Genomic DNA, 19190 nt, shown 5'->3' with positions numbered 1-19190 from the left:
CCGTGCGCCGCTAAGGGAAAGGCATGACCGACCGCATCACGATCCGCCGCCCCGATGACTGGCACCTGCATTTCCGCGACGGCGCCGTAATGCGCGATGTCGTTCCCTATACGGCGCGCCAGTTTGCGCGGGCGATCGTGATGCCCAATCTGACCCCGCCGGTGACGACCGCGGCGCTGGCCGCGGCCTATCGCGACAGGATCATGGCCGCGGTGCCCGAAGGAGTGCAGTTTACGCCGCTGATGACCTGCTACCTCACCGACAGCACCGATGCCGACGATCTGGCGCGCGGCGCGGCGGAAGGCGTGTTCACGGCCGCCAAGATCTATCCGGCCAATGCCACGACCAATTCGGCCGCCGGGGTGACGAGTATCGAAAATCTCTACCCGGTGCTCGCCCGGATGGAGGCTGAGGACATCGTGTTGTGCATTCATGGCGAAGTGACCGATCACGACATCGACGTGTTCGACCGGGAAAAAGCCTTCATCGACCGGCACCTGCAGGCAATTGTTGCGCATTTTCCAAAGCTGCGTGTGGTGTTTGAACATATCACCACACGCGATGCGGTCGATTTCGTGATGCAGGCGGGCCCGCAGGTGGCCGCCACGATCACGCCCCAGCATCTCCATATCAATCGCAACGCGATGCTGGTGGGCGGCATCCAGCCGCACAATTATTGCCTGCCGGTGGCCAAGCGCGAAGAACACCGCCTTGCGCTGCGCAGCGCCGCCACCAGTGGCAGCCCGAAATTCTTTCTGGGCACAGACAGCGCACCCCATCTGCGTCGCGCCAAGGAAGCCGCATGTGGATGCGCGGGCATTTTCGGCGCGCCCTTCGCGCTGGAAAGCTATGTCACGGTGTTCGATGAAGAGGGCGCGCTTGACCGGTTTGAAGGCTTTGCATCGCTGCACGGCCCGGCCTTTTACAAACTGCCGGTCAACGAAGACAGCGTAACGCTGGAGCGTGGTGAACTGCTGGTACCATCATGCCTGCATGTCGCGGGCGAAGAAATCGTGCCATGGCATGGCGGAGCCACACTGGGCTGGAAGTTCCTAGGCTAAGGCGGCGCCGCGCCGCTTGGCCCAAAGGTCGGATGCAAAGATCGCCACTGCGATCCAGATCAGCACGAAGCTGACCAATTTGACCGGTGCGAGCGGCTGCTTAAACACGAACAGCCCCAGAAAAAACACGATGGTGGGCGCGATGTATTGCAGGAAGCCCAGCGTCGAATAGTCCATCCGGCGGGCTGCAATCGCGAACAACAGCAACGGCACAGCCGTAACCACCCCCGAAACGATGATCAGAATGTTCATCCAGGCATCCTGCCCAAAAGCTGACCCCTGCGGACTGGCAGCATACCATGCAGCAATTCCCATCGCAGGAAGCAGCAGAATTGCGCTTTCGATGGTGAGGCCGGGCAACGAGCCCACGGCAACCTGTTTGCGCACCAGTCCATACAGCCCAAAACTGAAGCCCAGCGTCAGGCTGATCCACAGGCTTGTCAGTGCGCCCGCCGCCAGCAACGCCACCGCAACCGCAGCGATACCCACAGCAAGCCATTGGCGGCGCGACAGTTTTTCGCCCAGAACCAGTGTTCCCAGTAACACATTCAACAGCGGGTTGAGATAATATCCGATCGACGTGGCAAAAACCTCGCCTGCCATAATCGCCCAGATGTAAACGAACCAGTTGATCCCGATCAGCACCGCGCTTGCCAGCAAGGCCAGCAGGGTGCGGGGCGATTTCAAGGCTGCCAGAAGTTCGGGAAACTGGCGGCGGAATGCCACGATGGCAAGGCACAGCGGCAACGTCCAGATGATGCGCCAGCCGACGAATTCAAATGGCGGGACGGTTTGCACCAACAGCAGATAAAGCGGCAGGAAACCCCAGATCAGATAGGCGCCAAGCGCAGGGGCAAGTCCGGAAACGGCGGGTGCTGGCTGGGGGTCTGGGTTCGGCATCGCCCGGCGGCGTTAGGGGGCACTGCACCGCTGCGCAAGCAACCTTCATCAGCCTGCTGCAATGAATGGTGGCTGTCATGGCTGTCGCGCTTCTGTTCATTTTAACATGCTTATACATGAACGATAATTCGGGGCCCCGCCTTGCCGCGCCAATGCGTCGGGGGGGGCTTGTCGGACTTGCGGCCATTCCCACCAAATGGTCGCCGGCGTGTATGCTCCTATGCATATGCGAAAGGCGCCTCCGGGGTTTTACGATCCCGGAGGCGTTTTTGTATGTTTGTAAGCGCGGCGTAAACCATCTTGTGTCACGGCAGCACCATGCGCCGCGTGCTTGTCCCTTTGATCTGCTTGTTCATCGCAGGCTGTTCTTGTTCCGATGAAGCGGGACCGGAGCAATCGCAGATCATGACGCAAGATCCGGTGATTGCCCGCGCGCTGCATGATCCTTTGATGAGCGATCCCGATCTCGCCAGCGTCAATCCTGCCAACGCGGCGCTTGGCTTCGTCGATTCGGCGGCTTTGCCGGTTTTCGCGGTCAATCGCGAAACCACAGACCGCGCGCGCGAAGCGTTGCGGTTGGAATTGCTCAACGATGGGCCGATCCCAGATCTTCCCGCCGCCGAAGCCGGTTCCGGTGGCAAGATCCTGGGCCCGATGACGGGTGCGACAGAGTTGCTGGCGGCGGTTGGCGCGCCGCCCGGTTGCGTCGATCTGATCGAAGAAAACTTTGCATACGCTGCCAGCCTTCCCCGGGTCGCGGCGGTGCCGCCGCGCGGTATGGTAAGCCAGGCTGGCGGTGTGGATGCGCCCGGGTGCCGGGTGCGGATACTTCGCTATCAGACCGCAGCACTGCCGGACGATGTGCTGCTCTTCCACTACACCCGCGCAGTGCGTGCCGGGTTGCGGGCCAAGCGATTTGCCACGCCGGGACAAAGCATCGCTGCGTTCGGCGGCGATGGCGAAACGATGGTTGCGCATGTCCGAATGGCTGCCAATGGGCTGACCGGTATCACCCTTGTCTATCGGGCGCCTTCAACCGCGCGCATCAGGGTCGCAGACCGACCATGATTGACGCGCGCGGCTGATCCAGTTCGGTGCTGGCAACAGGGTAGGCGCAGTAATCTGCGGCATAGTAGGCCGCCGGACGATGGTTGCCTGACAGACCGATTCCGCCAAATGGCGCCTTGGAAGATGCGCCGTTGGTGGGGGAATTCCAGTTGATTATCCCGGCACGGATATTGGCCCAGAAGCGGCCGTAATCATCCGGGCTTCCGCCGATCAGCGATGCCGACAACCCGTAACGGCTGTTGTTGGCTTCGGCGATCGCGCTGTCGAGATCGGACACGCGCACCACCTGCAGCAGCGGGCCGAACAATTCGATGTCGGGCCGTTCCGGAATCTCGGTCACATCGATGATTCCGGGGCTGAGAAAGGGCAGGTCGTGAACGGTGCGGCGCATGTGGAGCAGCGCCCGCCCGCCTGCGGTTATCAGCGCAAGGAAACTTTCCGACAGACGATCGGCGGTGTCGTTGTCGATGACGGGGCCCATGAACGGTTGCGGTTCGCCGCGGGGGTCCCCCACCATCAGCCGGCGTGTCATCGGCACCAGTTCGGCCATCAGCGCATCGTAAATGCTTTCCTTAACGATCAGACGGCGCGCCGCGGTGCACCGCTGGCCCGCGGTGGTGAACGCGCTCTGGATAATCAAGGCCGCAGCGTCCGTCAGCTTGGGGGTGTCGATCACGACAATGGGATTGTTGCCCCCCATTTCCAGCGCGACGATCTTGCCCGGATTGTTGGCAAGCCGCCGGTTGATGGCGATGCCAGCCTGCGCCGAGCCTGTGAACAGCACGCCGTCAACACCGGGATGCGCGACCAGCGCCTTGCCTTCGTCCGGGCCGCCGATGACAAGCTGGATCACATCTTCAGGAACCCCGGCCCGGCAGAACGCGGATACCAGCGCCTCCCCAACCGCAGGGGTCTTTTCCGAAGGTTTGAACAACACCGCGTTGCCCGCAATCAGCGCCGGGACGATATGGCCGTTGGGAAGGTGCGCGGGAAAATTGTACGGTCCCAGAACCGCCATCACCCCATGGGGCTTGTGGCGCACGGCGGCGCTGCCGTTGATGCCGGAATCGAACTTCTTCTTGCCGGTGCGTTCGGCATAGGCCTGCACCGCGATATCGACCTTGCCCACGACGGCGTCGACTTCATTGCGCGCTTCCCACAGGGGCTTGCCCGCCTCGCGTGCGATAAGTTCGGCCAGCTCCTCGCTCTCGCGCTTCACGATATTGGAAAAGACACGCAGGATCCCGATCCTGTCGGTCAGCGAGCGCGAAGCCCAGGCAGCCCATGCGCGGCGGGCCCGCGATACCGCGGCATCGACATCGCTGATCGGTCCACGCCACAGTTCCTCCCCGTTCGCAGGTTCGGTGGAAATCAGGATATTGTCGGGCGTATTGCGGTCCATTGTGACGCTATCTACCTGTTTGTTTTAACCTCGACACCCTTTCGCGCCCTATCCCGGCCAAGGCCGAAAAGATAGGCACTACGCGTGTCCCGCAGGCTTAGGGGCGGCGCCGTGTGCAGCGCCCATACGGCGCAGGGCGGCGACCTTAGATTGCAGGAGCGTCCAGTCATCGGCCTGCGCGATCGCATCCCAGATGGCTTCGACTTCCTCGATCAGCAGGGACTGAGGGGCAGGGTCTTCCCAGTACGGGTGCGTATCGGCGACAGGTTGATAGGCCGCCAGCGCTTCGCCCAAGGCGCCCGTGGCACCGCCGCGCGCGCCGCGATGCGCAAAGAAGAATGCATCGGGCTGGGCGCGGTTTTCACGCATCGCCGCTTCGCAGGCCGCGACAAGCTGCGTGTCAGCCTCCACACCCTGCGGCACAACCCCCAACCGCCAGCACCACCGCCGCGCTACCGCTGCCATGTATAGCGGCCCGAACCGTTCAAGCGCTGCCACCAGCGGCGCGGTGTCGGCATGCAGTCGCAGCGCCACGGCAAGCTGCCCGCAATTCCAGTGCAGCGCTTCGGGCTGGCGGCCGAAGGCATAAAGACCGGCGTGGTCGAAATAGGCGGCGGTAAAGCCCGGTTCCCATGCAGGCAGCCAGCGCCACGGGCCGTAATCAAAGCTTTCGCCGGTCACGTTCATGTTGTCGGTATTGAGCACGCCGTGGACGAAACCTGCAACCATGTAGCTGGCGGCCAGATCAGCCATGCGTTCAACGACATTGTGCATCAGCCGGATCGCCGGTTCGTCGCGGCCGGGCGCATCGGCTGGAGCGGGCGGGCCGGGGAACTGGGTGAGGCAATAGTCGATCAGCGCCGCCATTTCGTCTGCCTGCTCCAGCGCAAGCAGGCGTTGGAATGTGCCGATGCGGATATGCGAATGGCTGAGACGCACCATAACTGCCGAACGCGTGGGCGATGGTTCATCGCCGCGCCACAAGGCTTCGCCCGTTTCGATGACGCTGAAGGTCTTGGAGGTATGAACGCCCAGCGCTTCGAGCATTTCGGTCGCCAGGATTTCGCGCACGGCGCCTTTCAATGTCAGCCGTCCATCGCCCGACCGGCTGTGCGGCGTGGTGCCCGATCCCTTGGTGCCCAGATCCATCAACCGGTCGCTGCCATCGCGCAGCTGCGCAAACAGAAACCCGCGCCCGTCGCCAATGTCCGGGTTGTACACCCGGAACTGGTGCCCGTGATACCGCAGCGCGAGCGGCCTTGGCAGGTTGCCGGGCAGCGGCTGGAACCGCCCGAAATGTGCGATCCATTCCGGGTCCGTCAGGCCGCCCAAGCCCACGCTTGCTGCGGCGCGATCGTTGCGCCAGCGAAGTTGCGTTTCAGGAAAATCGGCCGCCGCCACGGAATCGCCCAACCAATCAGCAAGGACGGCGATGGCCGGATCGGGACGATAGGGGGGGCTTGCCGTGCCGGGATTTGCAGGCGGGTGTTGCACAGGCTTGCTCATCCCGCGATAGTGGGCGCAAGCGCGGGCCTGCGCAAGCGGGACGCCATCTGGATCAAAGGGAATAATGCCGGTCATGGCCGCCACTTACGAAGATCGCTACTGGACCAGCAGCGATGGATTGAATCTGCATTATCGCAATTATCCCGGCCCTGAAGATGCGGCCGGCGTGCCTGTGCTGTGCCTGCATGGTCTGACGCGCAATGCCCGTGATTTTGCTGATCTGGCCGAGGCGCTGTGCGCCACGCGTCGGGTCATCGTCCCCGAAATGCGCGGCCGCGGGGAAAGCGATTATGCGCCCGATTCGGACACCTATTCGCCTGCCACCTATGTTAGCGACGTGGAAAAACTGCTCGCCGAACAGGGGATCACGCGCTTTGCGGTGATCGGCACATCGATGGGCGGGCTGATGGCGATGATCATGGCCGCAGCGCAGCCCGGCCGCATGGTTGCGCTGGTGATGAACGATATCGGTCCCGAAGTCGACGCGGCGGGCGTGTCGCGCATTTCGGGTTATGTCGGGCAGGGGCGCAGCTACCCCACGTGGGTGCATGCCGCACGCGGCCTCGCCGAAGCGCACGGCGTGGCCTTTCCCGATTACGATCTGGACCAATGGCTCGACCTGGCAAAGCGCACCATGACCGTGACGCAGAATGGCCGGATCAGCTTTGATTACGACATGGCCATCGCTGAACCCTTTGCCAAACCGGGCAATGCCGCGCCGGGGAACCTCTGGCTTGCCTTCGAAGCCCTGCGCGGCGTGCCCATGCTGGTGGTTCGCGGGGCCTTGTCCGATCTGCTGAGCCCGGAAACGGTCCGGCAAATGGCCGCCCGCAATCCGGCTATGACCCTGGTAACAGTGCCGCGGGTGGGCCACGCCCCCACTCTTGACGAACCCGAAGTGCGCGCCGCAATCCACGCCCTGCTGGACGGGACCGAGTGAGCCATTCTTCGGGGCCAATGTCCCGCAGCGTATCTGGACACGTGCCCCGTATCCTCCATTGCCATTCGACCTTTTCGGCGGGCGGCAAGGAGGTGCGCTGTGCGCGGCTGATGAATGCGTGGGGCGCGCGTTTGCACCATACCATCGTTTCGGCCGAACCACAGGCGATGGCCGCCGCCGCGCTGATCGATGCCGACATTCCTGCCACATACCCATCGGATTTTGCCGCGCTGAAAGGCAAGCCAACGCCCGCTCGGCTCGCGCGCTTGGCCAAGGCGATGCGAGGGTTCGATCTTGTCTGCACTTACAACTGGGGCGCGATGGATGCCGTAATGGCGCACCGGGTGTTTGCGCGCCGTTATGCGCTGCCGCCGTTGGTGCATCATGAGGATGGCTTTAACGAGGATGAGGCCGTGCGCCTGAACCCCGTACGCAATGCCTACCGCCGCGTGGCACTGGGCACCGCGGCGCAAGTCATCGTGCCATCCACCGGTCTTGAACAGATCGCGCTTCAAGTGTGGAAGCAACCGCATGATCGGGTGGCGCGGATTGCCAATGGCATTGATACCGCCGTGTTTGCCGCCCCTCCGCAGCCTGACGCATTGCCCTTTGCCAAGCCCGCAGGGCAACGGTGGGTGGGCACGCTGGCAGGATTGCGTGCCGTCAAACGCTTGCCCGATCTGGTCGCAGCTTGCGCTGCCCTGCCGCCAGAATGGCATCTGGTGATTTGCGGAGAGGGGCCCGAACGCGGTGCCATTCTTGCAGCAGCACAGGTGCATGGCCTTGCCAGCCGCGTTCATCTTCCCGGCGCTGTCGATCCGGCGCGGGTTGTCGGGCTGTTCGATATTTTTGCGCTGTCATCGGCGTCGGAACAGTTCCCGCTTTCGGTGGTGGAAGCGATGGCGGCGGGCCTGCCAATCGCCGCGCCGGATGTCGGCGATATTGCCGCCATCCTGTCCGAACCCAATCGCAGCCTTGTAACGCCGCCTTTGGATATTGCAGCGCTTGGCCGCACGATATCGCAGCTTGCTGCGGATGCAGACCTGCGCACACGGATTGGCGCGTCGAACCGCCAACGGGCGCAATCCCAATTCGACCTTGCCGCCATGCTGGCGCATTACACCGCGCTGTATTCCGGCGCGATGGGGCGCAGTTTCTGACCGCATGTGCTTCATCTCCCGTTCAATCCCCGGCCGCCATCCCGTCCACGCTGTTGCCGCGGATGGACGGCCCCACCATTGCGCGGCAGGCTGCACCTGCCTAAAGAGCGCGCTTCCAGCCGCAATCTGCGGCGCATGAACATTTTCAGGATCACGAGGCCCCCCATGGCGCGCACGCCTATCACCACTCCGGCCCCCGCCACCCCCTCGCACGAGGATGACGTTCTCATCCGCGAAATTGACGAGGCTGTGCGCGAAGATGCGCTGTACAGCTTCATGCGCGATCACGGGGCCAAGGTGCTAGGCGCGATCCTTCTCGGTCTGGCTGCTTTGGCAGCCTATCTGGTGTGGGATCACTACGCCGAATCCGCGCTTGAGACGCAGTCGGAAACGCTGGTGTCGGCGCTGGATTACGCCGATCAGCGCGATTTCAAGACAGCCGCCGAAAAGGTAGCGCCGCTGCTGACGGGTGACGCATCCCCCGGTGCCCGTGCTGCGGCACGGTTCATTCAGGCGCAGGCCGCGCTTGAAGAAGGCAACACCGCCAAGGCAGCCGACCTTTATAAGGCGCTTGTCGCAGACACTGAAACACCGCCCGCGCTGCGGGATCTGGCCCGCGTGCGCGACGTCAGCCTTGGCTTTGACACCATGAAGCCGGCCGATGTCATCGCGCAGCTTGGCCCGCTTGCGACGCCGGACAATGCACTGTTCGGCTCTGCGGGTGAACTGGTGGCGATGGCCCATCTCGAAGCAGGCGACCGGGCCAAGGCGGGCAAGCTGTTTGCCGATATCGCCAAGGCCGATGATCTGCCCGAATCGCTACGCAGCCGCGCACGCCAGATGGCGGGCCTGCTGGGTGTGGATGCAATTGTGGATGTGGACCAGCTGCTGAAAGATCAGGGCGTCAGCAATGATTCGCCCGCCAGCGATGGTCCGTCTGCTGGTGCTGCCGAATAAGAATCGAAGTCTAGGACGAACGGGAATGACGGATATGAAAATTGCACGTGCTGCCCTGTTGGCCGGCCTCGCCGCGGCGAGCCTTGCCGGTTGCAAGGGCGGGCTGTTTGGCGGCGGCGAAGACAAGGCCACGCCGACGGTGGGCAATCGAACACCGATCCTGTCGCGGATTGAAAGCGGGGCGGAAGTTGACCCTGCGCTTGCTGGCATTTCGGTGGTTCTGCCGCCCATGCGCAGCAATCCAGAATGGGCGCAGGCTGGCGGTTCGGCCAGCAAATCTTACGGCCACCTTGCCCTGGCGGAAAACCCCGGCAAAGTCTGGTCGGCGCAGGTTGCCGGATCAACCAACCGGATGCGTCTGGCCGCTGCACCTGTGATTGGCGGAAACAAGTTGTTTGCCGCCGGGACCGACGGCGTCATCACGGCCTTTGACAAGGCCACAGGCGCCCGGCTTTGGTCCAGCGGCGAAGGTGACATGACCAAGGATCAGGCGCCGTCCGCATTTGGCGGCGGGGTCAGCTTCGAAGGCGGCAAGGTCTATGCCACCAACGGCGTCGGCGATGTCAAAGCGTTGAATGCCGATACCGGTGAAGTTCTATGGAACGTCAAGCCTGCCGGGCCCCTGCGCGGTTCGCCCACGATTGCCTTCGGGCAGCTTTTCGTGATGACGCAGGACAACCAGATCCTGTCGCTGAACATCAATGATGGTTCGCTGATGTGGGACGAATCGGGATCGAACACCCAATCGGGCGTGTTCGGCGTCGCTGCGCCTGCCGCAGGGCAAGGCAGCATCGTTGCAGGCTATTCCAGCGGCGAGTTGTCGGCCTATCGGTATGAAAATGGCCGCACCTTGTGGACCGACGCGCTGGCCCGGACGAACATTTCGACCACGGTGGGCACGATTACCGATATCGACGCCGATCCGATCATCAATTCGGGCCGCGTCTATGCGCTCGGGCAGGGCGGCCGCATGGCTGCCTATGAACTGGTGACGGGCCAGCGGATCTGGGAACTGAACCTCGCGGGTATCTCGACCCCGGCAATCGCGGGCGAATGGATCTTCACCCTTACCGATGATGCGCGACTGCTGGCGATTGCCCGGTCGTCCGGCCGGGTGCGGTGGATCACCCAGTTGCAGCGTTACCGCGATGAAGAAGACAAGAAGGGCCCGATCTTCTGGACCGGCCCGGTTCTGGCGGGCGGCCACCTGTGGGTCGCCAGTTCGCGCGGTGAGATGTGGAAAGTCAGCGCCGGCGAAGGTTCGGCGGCGCTGTTCGCCAATATCGGCGAACCCGTCAGCCTGCCGCCTGTGGTTGCAGACGGCATGTTGTATGTCATGGACGATGCAGGAACGGTCCACGCCTGGAAGTAAGGCCTGTTAACCCTTATCCGGTAAGGCGGCGCTGGTATGAATGCGCCGTCTTCCCCCTTTGCGATCCCATCCCCGCCGCCGCCGCTGCGCCGCCCCGCAAGCGACGTTTCGGCAGGTGTGGGACTGGTCGGGCTGGCGGGACTGCTGATCTGGATCGCTGTGTGCCGGTCCTATCCCGAAATTGCCGGTGTCCTGGGGCTGGGTGGCGGACTTTCGGGCGAACGCGGCGTGCTGTCCGGGCCTTACGCGGCCCTTGCTGCCATGGCTTTCATCGCGGTTCCAATGACGCTTTGGTCGGTGTTGATCGACAAGGTGCACCGGCGCCCGTCAACCGGAATAGACTGGCACCTGTCGCGTCCCCTTGCGGAAGTTCTACCGATTTCGGTCGTGAAACTGTGCGGATTGTGGGCGACATGGGCCATTCTGGCGACATTCTATGCGCTGGCGCGCTGGTATTGGACGGGCAATTACCTGTTCGCAATGGAAGTGCTGAGCGCCGCGATCATCCCGCTGGTGGTGCTATCGGTTCCCTATGTCATCTGGCTTGATCGATTTCTGGTCGAGCCGCGCGACAGCAGCCTTCAGTTCGGCGCCTTCGTCCTTGGCGCAGGGATCGTGGGACGCGATCAATGGGACCGGGCAGAGCTGGCGAAGCATTGGCGCAGCTGGGCGATCAAGGGCTTCTTTGGCGCGTTCATGATTTCGATCCTGCCGCCCGGGTTCGCGCAGATCGTCGAAGCCGATCCTGCGCAACTGCTTGGCAATCCGGTCGCTTTCATCATGTTTCTGGTGACGCTGTTGTTCGTGATCGACGTGCAGATCGGCACCGTGGGATACCTTTTGACCCTGCGCCCGCTGGATTCGCATATCCGTTCGGGCAATCCGCTGCTTGCAGGCTGGCTGGCAGCCTTGCTGTGTTACCCGCCGTTTGTGTGGGGGATCATCGGGCCAGGCAATCAGGTGCTGAGCTATGAAATCGGCACACCCGGCTGGGCGCATTGGTTGTCGGGTCGTAATGAACTGCTGTGGCTGTGGGGCGCGGTGCTGGTGATGCTGACAGGCGTTTACGCCTGGGCAACGGTGGCATTCGGCATCCGATTTTCCAATCTCACCTACCGCGGCGTGCTGACCAATGGGCCGTACCGGTTCACGCGCCACCCGGCCTATCTGTCGAAGAACCTGTTCTGGTGGGCTTCGGTGCTGCCGTTTCTCGTCACCAGCGGATCAACCGCCGATGCCATCCGCAACAGCGTTTGCCTGCTGATCGTCAACGGCATCTATTATTGGCGTGCCCGTACCGAAGAAGCGCATCTTCTGGCCGAAGACCCCAAATATGGCGCCTACCACGCGTGGATGGACCGCCATGGTCTGATTACGGCGCCACTGGCCCGGCTGGCGCGGCTCGTTTCAGGAACCCGCGCAGCGCAAGGCGGCAACCCGCAGGCTGTCCCCGCGGAATAGCATCACATCAACGGCGCCCCGGCGTCTGTGTGGAACTTCATTGCTTCGCTGATCGTGAAATCCAGATCTGCGATCGCCGCACTGAAAGACGCCATGTGCGGCGTGGCAAAATGCGCGGCTAGCGCCGCGTCATCCTGCCATTTTTCGACAATATGCAACACACCGGGATCCAGAACGTCCTGCGTGAAAGCATAGGCGATGCAGCCATCTTCGGCATTGGAGGCGGCAACCATATCAGCGATTGCGGCCCGTGCAGGTTCGAGCGCGTCTTTGCCCACGTGCGCTTTTGCCAGGACGATCAACATGATGTCATCTCCATCTCAGAAGGATTGTTCGTAGACGCGGGTGATGTCGCCGTTCCATTCGCCATGATAGGCATCGAGCAGACGCTGGGCGGGCACCTTGCCGCTCGCCACGATTTCGTCGAGCGTTTCGAGATAGCCGGTTTCATTGTCGCCGCTGGCATTAAGCCGCGCGCGCGCCTTAAGACCGGAATGCGCGATCTTCAGCACCTCGCGCCCCAGATCCTGCAAGGTCCCGCCATCGGGCGAACGGGTGGCGAGCGCAAGGCGGGGCACTTCATTGCGCAAGCGTTCGCGCTCCTCCATCGACCAGCCCTTGACCAGATTCCACGCCGCATCGAGCGCGCCCTGATCATACAGCAGCCCGACCCAAAAGGCGGGCAGGGCGCAGATGCGGTTCCACGGGCCGCCATCGGCACCGCGCATTTCGAGGAAGCTTTTCAGCCGCACTTCCGGAAAGGCGGTGGAAAGGTGATCCCACCAATCGCTTTGCGTGGGCCGTTCGCCCGGCAGAACCGATAGCTTACCGTCGAGAAAATCGCGGAAGCTGAGGCCGGCCGCGTCAATGTATCGCCCGTCACGGAAAACGAAATACATCGGCACATCAAGCATGTAACGGGCCCAGCGTTCATAGCCGAAGCCGTCCTCGAACACGAATGGCAGCATTCCGGTGCGGTGCGGATCGGTGTCTGACCAAATGTGCGAACGATAGGACAGGAAGCCATTCGGCTTGCCTTCGGTGAATGGCGAATTGGCAAACAGGGCGGTCGCCAGCGGTTGCAGCGCCAGACCCACGCGGAATTTCTTCACCATGTCCGCTTCGGACTGGTAATCGAGGTTCACCTGGATGGTGCAGGTCCGCAGCATCATGTCGAGGCCCATCGTGCCCACCCGCGGCATGTGCCGCAGCATGATGTCATACCGGCCCTTCGGCATGATCGGCAATTCGGCGCGGGTTTTGTCAGGCCACATGCCAAGACCCAGATAGCCGACCCCGCATTCCTGCCCGACCGCCTTCACCTGCTCCAGATGCCGGCCGGTTTCGGCGCAGGTCTGATGCAGAATTTCCAAGGGCGCGCCTGACAATTCAAGCTGCCCTGCCGGTTCCAGACTGACAGCGCCATCGTCGCCTTTCAGCGCGATGACCTTGCCGCCTTCTTCCACCGGCTGCCAGCCAAACCTTTCCATCCCGCCCAGCAGATCGCGAATACCGCAGGGTTCGTCATAGGATGGGGCGCGGAGATCGCTCCGCTTGTAGACCAGCTTTTCGTGCTCGGTCCCGATCCGCCAGCGTTCGGGCGGCTTTTCGCCGCCGACCATGGGTGCGATGAGTTGGTCGAGGCTTTCGATCACCGGATCGTCAGCTGAGGTAGCTTCGCGTGTGCTCATCGCAGGGTGCCCTTGTTGGCCCGTTGCCTTAGAAAACCCAAATGCTGCTGGAAAGCGAAAACACGTTTGCGCCTGTGCGGGGCGAGTTACCAGTCGCCCGTGCTTGCCATCCACACGGCCAGCGCCGCGATTGCTGCGGTTTCGCCGCGCAGAATTCGCGGCCCAAGGCTGATTGGGCGGGCGGCGGGATGGCTGCGGATGGCGGCACGTTCGGCTTCGTCAAAACCGCCTTCGGGTCCTGTCAGGATTGCAGCCGGGCCGGAATGACCGCGAAAAGCCGCGGTCGCAGGATCGCCGCCATTTTCGTCAGCAAAAAAGATTGCGCGATCAGCGGGCCAACCCCTCAGCACCGCATCCAGCTTTGCCGGATCGGCCAGTTCGGGCAGGGCGGTGCGGGCGCATTGTTCGGCTGCTTCAATCGTAATCGTGCGGGCGCGATCGAGGTTAAGCTTGTCCGCCACGCACCGCCGCGTGATGACGGGCACAATCCGCGCCGCGCCCAATTCTGTCGCCTTTTCGAGTATGAGATCGAAGCGGTCTTTCTTGAGCAATGCGGGACATAGCCACAGATCGGGAACGGCTTCACGGTCACGCAGCTTTTCAGCCAGTTCAAGCACGACGTCACGTTTACCGACATCACTGACCCTTGCGGCCCATTCGCCGGTCACATTATCGCACACGATTACAGCGTCACCCGGCGACACGCGCATGACGCGGGAAAGATAATGCGCGGTATTGCCGTCGATCCGCACTTGCGCGCCTTGGGAAAGCGGCTCTGTGACAAAGAGCCGCGGCGCGCTTTTCGGCGGCCAGGCCGGAACCTTGGGATGGTGCGTCGCGGGCATGGCTTTGCACTAACCCCGAGCGGCGCTAGGGAGCAAGCATGACCGATCAGATCGTCCCCGATAGCGAGCACAGGGGTCTCGTCGCGCGATTGCCGCAGCTTCCGCGCGACCTTGCGCTGTTGGCGCGGTTCGACCGGCCGATCGGGTGGTGGCTATTGTTCTGGCCGTGCGTGTTTGGCGTCTGGCTGGCGGGTGCGCAGGGTGATGGCGGCGTATGGGACGGCGTGCAGCCTGCGCTGCTGGGCTGGCTGTTGATCGGCGCGATTGCGATGCGCGGGGCCGGGTGCGTGTACAACGACATCGTCGATGCCGATCTTGATCGCCAAGTGGCGCGCACCGCGCTGCGTCCGGTGGCAAGCGGGCGCGTATCGCGCACGCTGGCGTGGAGCTGGCTGCTTGCGCTGTGTCTGATCGGGCTGGTGGTTCTGCTGCAACTGCGCTGGCAGGCGCAGGCAGTGGCGTTGGGCAGCCTGGTGCTGGTTGCGGCATATCCGTTCATGAAGCGCATCACATGGTGGCCGCAGGCGTGGCTTGGGATGGTGTTCAATTGGGGGCTGCTGGTCGGTTGGACGCAGCTGCGCTGGGACAATTGGGATGGGCTGGCTGCGGTCTATGCCGGATGCATCGCCTGGGTCGTCGGCTATGATACGATCTATGCGCTGCAAGACCGCGAAGACGACGCAATGGTCGGTATCCGGTCGTCCGCGCTGGCGATGGGGGCAAAGGTGCGAGCAGGGATCGCGGTCTTTTACGCCGCTGCGGTGGGGCTTTGGGCGCTGGGTTTCTGGTTGTACCGTCCCGATCCTGTAGCGCTGTTGACGTTGGTGCCGGTTGCAGGCCATCTGCTGTGGCAGGTGGCGACCCTGGATACGAACGATCCCGACAATCCGCTCGCCCGGTTCCGTTCGAACCGGTGGGCGGGTGCGCTTATGGCAGCGGCGTGCTTCGTGATTGGCAACGCCTGATGTGCAACCTGTATCGCATGACCAGAAACGCGAACGAGGTGGCGGGATGGTTCGGCGCCGCCGAAGCAGCAGAGGGCGCGAATTTCGGTGCGGAAGTCTATCCCGGCTACCCCGGACTGGTCGTGGCGAACGGCGCGGTGCGGCCGATGACATGGGGCTTTCCGTTGGTGCGCAAGGGCGCCAAAGGCCAGCCGCTTAAGCCCAAACCGGTCAACAACGCCCGCACCGACAAGCTGACGACCTTCTTCTGGCGCCATTCTTTCGAGGAACGCCGCTGCCTTATCCCCCTGACAGCATGGGCCGAGGCCGAAGGCGCAAAAGGCCGGATGACGCGGACGTGGCTTTCGCTGCCCGATGCGCCATTGTTTGCTGCCGCCGGGGTATGGCGGGAAAGCGAAGAATGGGGCGCGTGCTATGCGATGGTCATGACCGAAAGCGAAGGTTCGGAGGTGGCGGCGGTTCACAGCCGGATGCCGGTTCTGCTTACGCCCGAAGGTCAGGCTGCGTGGATACAAGGCACCGCTGGCGATGCTTTGGCGCTGTGTTCGGCATGGCACGGACGGCTTGTTATCGATCGAACCGATAAACCTTGGGCTAAGGGTGCGGCAAGCCAACCCGGACTTCTTTAAGCCGGGGCGCTGACGTCAGCCTTCCGGGCCCAGTTCGGGATCAAGGTCGCGGGGCCGTGCAAGGTGCACCAGCTCTGCGCAATAACGCTTGAGATCGGCCCAGCGTTCAATGTCGCATTCAAGCACCGCATAGGCAGCGGTGGGGAATTTGACCACGGCTTCCTTGAAAAGCGCGTTTTCCTTACCCGGCGCGACCAGTTCGAGCAGCACGTCCTGAAGCCCGGGATTATGCCCGGCAATCAGGATCGTTTTTGCTTCGTCATCCCCGTGGCCCGCATGCGATTCGATCGTTTCCACAATCGTATCGAAGCTGGCGAGATAAAGCCGTTCATCATAGATCGGTGTTGCATCGGGCAGCGCGTTTTCCAGCGTCAGTTTGACCCGTACCGCTGGGCTCGCGATCAGCCTGTCCCACTTGATGCCGTGGGTACGGATATGCTGGCCGATCAATTCGGCACCCTTGCGTCCCCGCGCATTCAGACCCCTATCGAAATCGCGCTGGCTGGTATCGTCCCAATCGGACTTGGCGTGCCGCAGGAGGCCGAGGATCTTCATGGCAGCAGGGCACCTTGCGCTGGGGAGGACACTGCGCCCCCAACACCAGCCGCGACGCGATGTAAAGCCTCATCAAGTGTCATGCGCAGCACCGGGGTGCCGGGAGGAAACGCGCTGAGCAGGCGAGAGGGGAAGGCGGGCGAAAGCATGATGAAATGACCGGCATCGTCCTTTGAACGGATCAGGCGGCCAAAAGCCTGCGCCAGCTTGGCCCGGATGATCCGATCATCATAGGCCGATCCGCCGCCCGCCAACCGCCGCGCCTTGTGCAGAATGTCTGGGCGAGGCCACGGCACCTGTTCGAGCACCACGCAGCGCAGCGAATGGCCGGGAACATCCACCCCGTCCCGCAGCGCGTCGGTGCCGATCAGGCTGGCCCGCGGATCATCGCGGAAGATATCGACCAGCGTTCCTGTGTCGATCGGATCGACATGCTGCGCATAGACAGGCAGGCCCGCCCGCGCGAGCCGGTCTGCAATTCTGCCATGCACCGCGCGCAGCCGACGGATCGCGGTGAACAGACCCAGCACCCCGCCGCCGCTGGCTTCGATGATCCGGGCATAGGCACCCGCCAGCGCTGGCAGATCGCCTTTGGCGATGTCGGTCACAATCAGCACTTCGGCCCGGGCAGCGTAATTGAACGGGCTTTCTGCGGCGGACAGCAGCGGATCGACCGCGACATGGGCCGCGCCCGACCGGGCAATCGCGCTGGCCCATTTGTCATCGGTGGTGGTACGATCGGTCAAGGTGGCACTTGTCAGCATGACGCCGTGTGCTGGCTCCAGCACCACGCGGGCAAACGGCTTCATCGGATCGAGCCAACGGCGATGGATCGCCACGTCGAATTCACGCGCGTCGGAGCGATCAACCGCAAACCAATCAACAAAATCGGGGTCTGCCGGGCCGCCAAGCCGTGCCAGCAGCGCTTCCCAGGCGGCAATCAGATCGATCCGCCACGTCAGTGAAAACCGCGCGCCTTCAATCCGCGCCCGGCCTTGCGCGTCGAGCCAGTCGGGCGGTTCGGCCAGAATTGCTTCAAGCCGTCCTCCAAGCCGGATCAGCGGGACGCGAATACTGGCAAGCGCTTCGGCGGCGGCGCCCGCGGCTTCGATCACTTCGCCCGGCAAGCCCGCAGCCTCGGTTTCGATACCGTAGCCTGCATCGATCCCGCCGCTTTCGTCGCGTGCATAGGTTGCGATGCGTACCGCTGCGAGCAGGGCTTCAACGGGGCCGAACGGGGCGTTTTCACCGAGCCGCTGCAGCCAACCTTCACTGGGGAGCAGTTGGCCCGCCTTGCAGGCTGCGGCGATCGCTTCGGCGCCTTGTTCGTCGTAACTGGCGATATCGGCCAGCCGTGCCGCCAGACCCCGCCTGCGCCCGCGCGCTTCGCGTTCCGGACCGATGATCCAGCGTCGCAGTTCGATGGTTTCCTGCCCGCTTAGCGTGGCGGCAAAGGTCGAATCGGCAGCGTCGAAAACGTGATGGCCTTCATCGAAGATCAGGCGCGTGGGACGCTGGTTCGGATCGCGCGCGCGGGCCGCGTTGATCATGACAAGCGCATGATTGGCAATCACCAGATCGGCCTGCGCGCTGTCTCTGGCGGCGCGTTCGATGAAGCATTTGCGATAGTGCGGACAGCCGGCATAGATACATTCGCCGCGCTGATCGGTCAGGGCCGCGATCCCGCGCTTCCGGAAAAGTGTGCCCAGCCAGCCGGGCAGATCCCCGCCCACCATGTCACCATCGCGGGTATACGCGCCCCAGCGCGCCACCAACTGCGCAAGGATCGCTGCGCGGCCCGCAAAGCCGCCTTGCAGCGCATCTTCCAGGTTGAGCAGGCACAGATAGTTTTCCCGCCCCTTGCGCACAACAACCGGGGGCGAACCGTCGGCGCGTTTCGCGGGCCACGCCCGGCGGCTTTCGGCGCGTAGCTGGCGTTGCAGGTTCTTGGTGAAAGTCGATACCCACACCGTTCCGCCCGATTGCTCCGCCCATAGCGATGCCGGGGCCAGATAGCCCAGCGTCTTGCCGATGCCCGTTCCCGCCTGCGCCAGCGCCAGATGCGGGCGGCCTTCGCGGATGCGCGGTGCGAAGATGCGGGCGGCATCCTTGGCATAGGCGCGCTGGCCATCGCGTTGTTCGGAGCCTTCGCCCGTCAACCTCGCCAGCTGTGTTTCAACCGCCGGGGGTGGCAACGTCACCTGACGCGGCGCGGGCCGTTCACCTGTTTCTTCCCATTCAGGCAATTTGGCAAACAGCCACCGTTCGGCCTTTTCCGGTTTGGCGATGTGAGGGCGCAGCACCTGTGCCCAGGGCCAACGCAGCCGTTCAAGCGATTGCACGGCGCTCCATGCGCCTTCACGTTCGGGCCATGCGGGGTCCTTGCAGGTCGCAATCAATGCGCCGCCTGCGCGTTGAAGCATTTCCGGTACGTCGGCATCGGTTTCCGGCACGGGGAGCCCCAGCGCTTCGGCCAGTCCGCGCGGGGTTGGCACGCAGAAACGCGCCGGATGGATGAAAGCGAACGCTTCCAGCAGATCCAAACCCGAAAGATCGGGATAGCCCAGCCGGGTCGCCACCAAAGGTGCGTTCAGGATCAGAACAGGCGTATCGGCGGCGGCCATGATGGCATCGCCTTTGGACACGGCGCTGGTGCGGCCGGTTCCTTCGCGCAACCA

At 63.2% G+C, this 19190-nt stretch carries 17 protein-coding genes; 9 read left to right on the top strand and 8 right to left on the bottom strand.

Annotated features, from left to right (window positions below; genetic code table 11):
- The first annotated feature begins 23 nt into the window (after nt 1-23).
- Nucleotides 24-1061: a dihydroorotase gene (pyrC, locus tag SJY33_RS07185; RefSeq protein ID WP_379921950.1), complete on the top strand. Its 1038-nt coding sequence runs from the start codon at nt 24-26 to the stop codon at nt 1059-1061.
- Here the strand turns inward: pyrC and rarD are convergent.
- The gene (rarD, locus tag SJY33_RS07180) at nt 1053-1961 is read right to left on the bottom strand and encodes an EamA family transporter RarD (protein WP_379921947.1); all 909 of its coding nucleotides are present in this window, start codon (nt 1959-1961) and stop codon (nt 1053-1055) included. The genes pyrC and rarD overlap by 9 nt on opposite strands.
- 405 nt (nt 1962-2366) lie before the next feature.
- Between rarD and SJY33_RS07175 the strand changes: the two genes are divergently transcribed.
- Nucleotides 2367-3029, top strand: a complete 663-nt coding sequence (locus SJY33_RS07175; RefSeq protein WP_379921946.1) for a hypothetical protein — start codon at nt 2367-2369, stop codon at nt 3027-3029.
- Here SJY33_RS07175 and astD read toward each other — a convergent pair.
- On the bottom strand, nt 3007-4431 hold the full coding sequence (astD, locus tag SJY33_RS07170; RefSeq protein ID WP_379921945.1) for a succinylglutamate-semialdehyde dehydrogenase: 1425 nt from the start codon (nt 4429-4431) through the stop codon (nt 3007-3009). The two genes, SJY33_RS07175 and astD, sit on opposite strands and share 23 nt — an antisense overlap.
- A gap of 78 nt (nt 4432-4509) precedes the next feature.
- Nucleotides 4510-5937 carry a protein adenylyltransferase SelO family protein gene (locus SJY33_RS07165; protein ID WP_379923541.1) on the bottom strand — a complete coding sequence of 476 codons (1428 nt, stop codon included), beginning with the start codon at nt 5935-5937 and terminating at the stop codon, nt 4510-4512.
- Between the two features lie 73 nt (nt 5938-6010).
- Between SJY33_RS07165 and SJY33_RS07160 the strand changes: the two genes are divergently transcribed.
- The 5 genes from SJY33_RS07160 to SJY33_RS07140 all read left to right on the top strand — a co-directional run bounded on the left by SJY33_RS07160 (nt 6011) and on the right by SJY33_RS07140 (nt 11827).
- The gene (locus tag SJY33_RS07160) at nt 6011-6877 is read left to right on the top strand and encodes an alpha/beta fold hydrolase (protein WP_379921944.1); all 867 of its coding nucleotides are present in this window, start codon (nt 6011-6013) and stop codon (nt 6875-6877) included.
- 17 nt (nt 6878-6894) lie between these two features.
- Entirely contained in the window at nt 6895-8037 is a 1143-nt protein-coding gene (locus SJY33_RS07155) for a glycosyltransferase (protein ID WP_379923540.1), read from the top strand.
- A 165-nt stretch (nt 8038-8202) separates the two neighbouring features.
- The gene (locus SJY33_RS07150) at nt 8203-8994 is read left to right on the top strand and encodes a tetratricopeptide repeat protein (protein ID WP_379921943.1); all 792 of its coding nucleotides are present in this window, start codon (nt 8203-8205) and stop codon (nt 8992-8994) included.
- A gap of 25 nt (nt 8995-9019) precedes the next feature.
- Entirely contained in the window at nt 9020-10366 is a 1347-nt protein-coding gene (locus SJY33_RS07145) for a PQQ-binding-like beta-propeller repeat protein (protein WP_379921941.1), read from the top strand.
- Between the two features lie 36 nt (nt 10367-10402).
- Complete coding sequence (locus tag SJY33_RS07140) at nt 10403-11827, top strand: methyltransferase family protein (protein WP_379921940.1); 1425 nt, start codon at nt 10403-10405, stop codon at nt 11825-11827.
- A 2-nt stretch (nt 11828-11829) separates the two neighbouring features.
- Here the strand turns inward: SJY33_RS07140 and SJY33_RS07135 are convergent, their stop codons facing one another.
- From SJY33_RS07135 to SJY33_RS07125, 3 genes are all read right to left on the bottom strand, one after another.
- A complete protein-coding gene (locus SJY33_RS07135) occupies nt 11830-12132 on the bottom strand; it encodes a putative quinol monooxygenase (protein ID WP_379921939.1) in 303 nt (100 codons plus the stop codon).
- 15 nt (nt 12133-12147) lie between these two features.
- Nucleotides 12148-13518 (bottom strand): glutamate--cysteine ligase, encoded by a 1371-nt coding sequence (locus SJY33_RS07130; RefSeq protein ID WP_379921938.1) that lies wholly within the window; start codon nt 13516-13518, stop codon nt 12148-12150.
- 86 nt (nt 13519-13604) lie between these two features.
- Nucleotides 13605-14363, bottom strand: a complete 759-nt coding sequence (locus SJY33_RS07125) for a 16S rRNA (uracil(1498)-N(3))-methyltransferase (RefSeq protein WP_379921937.1) — start codon at nt 14361-14363, stop codon at nt 13605-13607.
- Between the two features lie 38 nt (nt 14364-14401).
- Here SJY33_RS07125 and ubiA point away from each other — a divergent pair, with 38 nt between their 5' ends.
- Both ubiA and SJY33_RS07115 read left to right on the top strand, forming a co-directional pair.
- Nucleotides 14402-15328: a 4-hydroxybenzoate octaprenyltransferase gene (gene ubiA / locus SJY33_RS07120; RefSeq protein WP_379921936.1), complete on the top strand. Its 927-nt coding sequence runs from the start codon at nt 14402-14404 to the stop codon at nt 15326-15328.
- Nucleotides 15328-15957, top strand: a complete 630-nt coding sequence (locus SJY33_RS07115) for an SOS response-associated peptidase (protein WP_379921935.1) — start codon at nt 15328-15330, stop codon at nt 15955-15957. The genes ubiA and SJY33_RS07115 overlap by 1 nt, the downstream gene beginning before the upstream one ends.
- Nucleotides 15958-15972: 15 nt before the next feature.
- Here the strand turns inward: SJY33_RS07115 and SJY33_RS07110 are convergent, their stop codons facing one another.
- On the bottom strand, nt 15973-16512 hold the full coding sequence (locus tag SJY33_RS07110) for a SixA phosphatase family protein (protein WP_379921934.1): 540 nt from the start codon (nt 16510-16512) through the stop codon (nt 15973-15975).
- Nucleotides 16509-19136: an ATP-dependent DNA helicase gene (locus SJY33_RS07105; RefSeq protein ID WP_379923539.1), complete on the bottom strand. Its 2628-nt coding sequence runs from the start codon at nt 19134-19136 to the stop codon at nt 16509-16511. The genes SJY33_RS07110 and SJY33_RS07105 overlap by 4 nt, the downstream gene beginning before the upstream one ends.
- Nucleotides 19137-19190: the final 54 nt, after the last annotated feature.

It is taken from the genome of Erythrobacter sp. R86502 (assembly GCF_042466465.1).
In the GTDB taxonomy this organism is placed as follows: Bacteria; Pseudomonadota; Alphaproteobacteria; order Sphingomonadales; family Sphingomonadaceae; genus Erythrobacter.
This window is presented reverse-complemented; position numbering and strand designations above follow the sequence as displayed.

Coding starts and splice junctions, on each gene's coding strand:
- pyrC (WP_379921950.1), top strand. CDS start 24: ATGACCGACCGCATCACGATCCGCCGCCCCGATGACTGGCACCTGCAT.
- rarD (WP_379921947.1), bottom strand. CDS start 1,961: ATGCCGAACCCAGACCCCCAGCCAGCACCCGCCGTTTCCGGACTTGCC.
- SJY33_RS07175 (WP_379921946.1), top strand. CDS start 2,367: ATGACGCAAGATCCGGTGATTGCCCGCGCGCTGCATGATCCTTTGATG.
- astD (WP_379921945.1), bottom strand. CDS start 4,431: ATGGACCGCAATACGCCCGACAATATCCTGATTTCCACCGAACCTGCG.
- SJY33_RS07165 (WP_379923541.1), bottom strand. CDS start 5,937: ATGAGCAAGCCTGTGCAACACCCGCCTGCAAATCCCGGCACGGCAAGC.
- SJY33_RS07160 (WP_379921944.1), top strand. CDS start 6,011: ATGGCCGCCACTTACGAAGATCGCTACTGGACCAGCAGCGATGGATTG.
- SJY33_RS07155 (WP_379923540.1), top strand. CDS start 6,895: ATGTCCCGCAGCGTATCTGGACACGTGCCCCGTATCCTCCATTGCCAT.
- SJY33_RS07150 (WP_379921943.1), top strand. CDS start 8,203: ATGGCGCGCACGCCTATCACCACTCCGGCCCCCGCCACCCCCTCGCAC.
- SJY33_RS07145 (WP_379921941.1), top strand. CDS start 9,020: ATGACGGATATGAAAATTGCACGTGCTGCCCTGTTGGCCGGCCTCGCC.
- SJY33_RS07140 (WP_379921940.1), top strand. CDS start 10,403: ATGAATGCGCCGTCTTCCCCCTTTGCGATCCCATCCCCGCCGCCGCCG.
- SJY33_RS07135 (WP_379921939.1), bottom strand. CDS start 12,132: ATGTTGATCGTCCTGGCAAAAGCGCACGTGGGCAAAGACGCGCTCGAA.
- SJY33_RS07130 (WP_379921938.1), bottom strand. CDS start 13,518: ATGAGCACACGCGAAGCTACCTCAGCTGACGATCCGGTGATCGAAAGC.
- SJY33_RS07125 (WP_379921937.1), bottom strand. CDS start 14,363: ATGCCCGCGACGCACCATCCCAAGGTTCCGGCCTGGCCGCCGAAAAGC.
- ubiA (WP_379921936.1), top strand. CDS start 14,402: ATGACCGATCAGATCGTCCCCGATAGCGAGCACAGGGGTCTCGTCGCG.
- SJY33_RS07115 (WP_379921935.1), top strand. CDS start 15,328: ATGTGCAACCTGTATCGCATGACCAGAAACGCGAACGAGGTGGCGGGA.
- SJY33_RS07110 (WP_379921934.1), bottom strand. CDS start 16,512: ATGAAGATCCTCGGCCTCCTGCGGCACGCCAAGTCCGATTGGGACGAT.
- SJY33_RS07105 (WP_379923539.1), bottom strand. CDS start 19,136: ATGGCCGCCGCCGATACGCCTGTTCTGATCCTGAACGCACCTTTGGTG.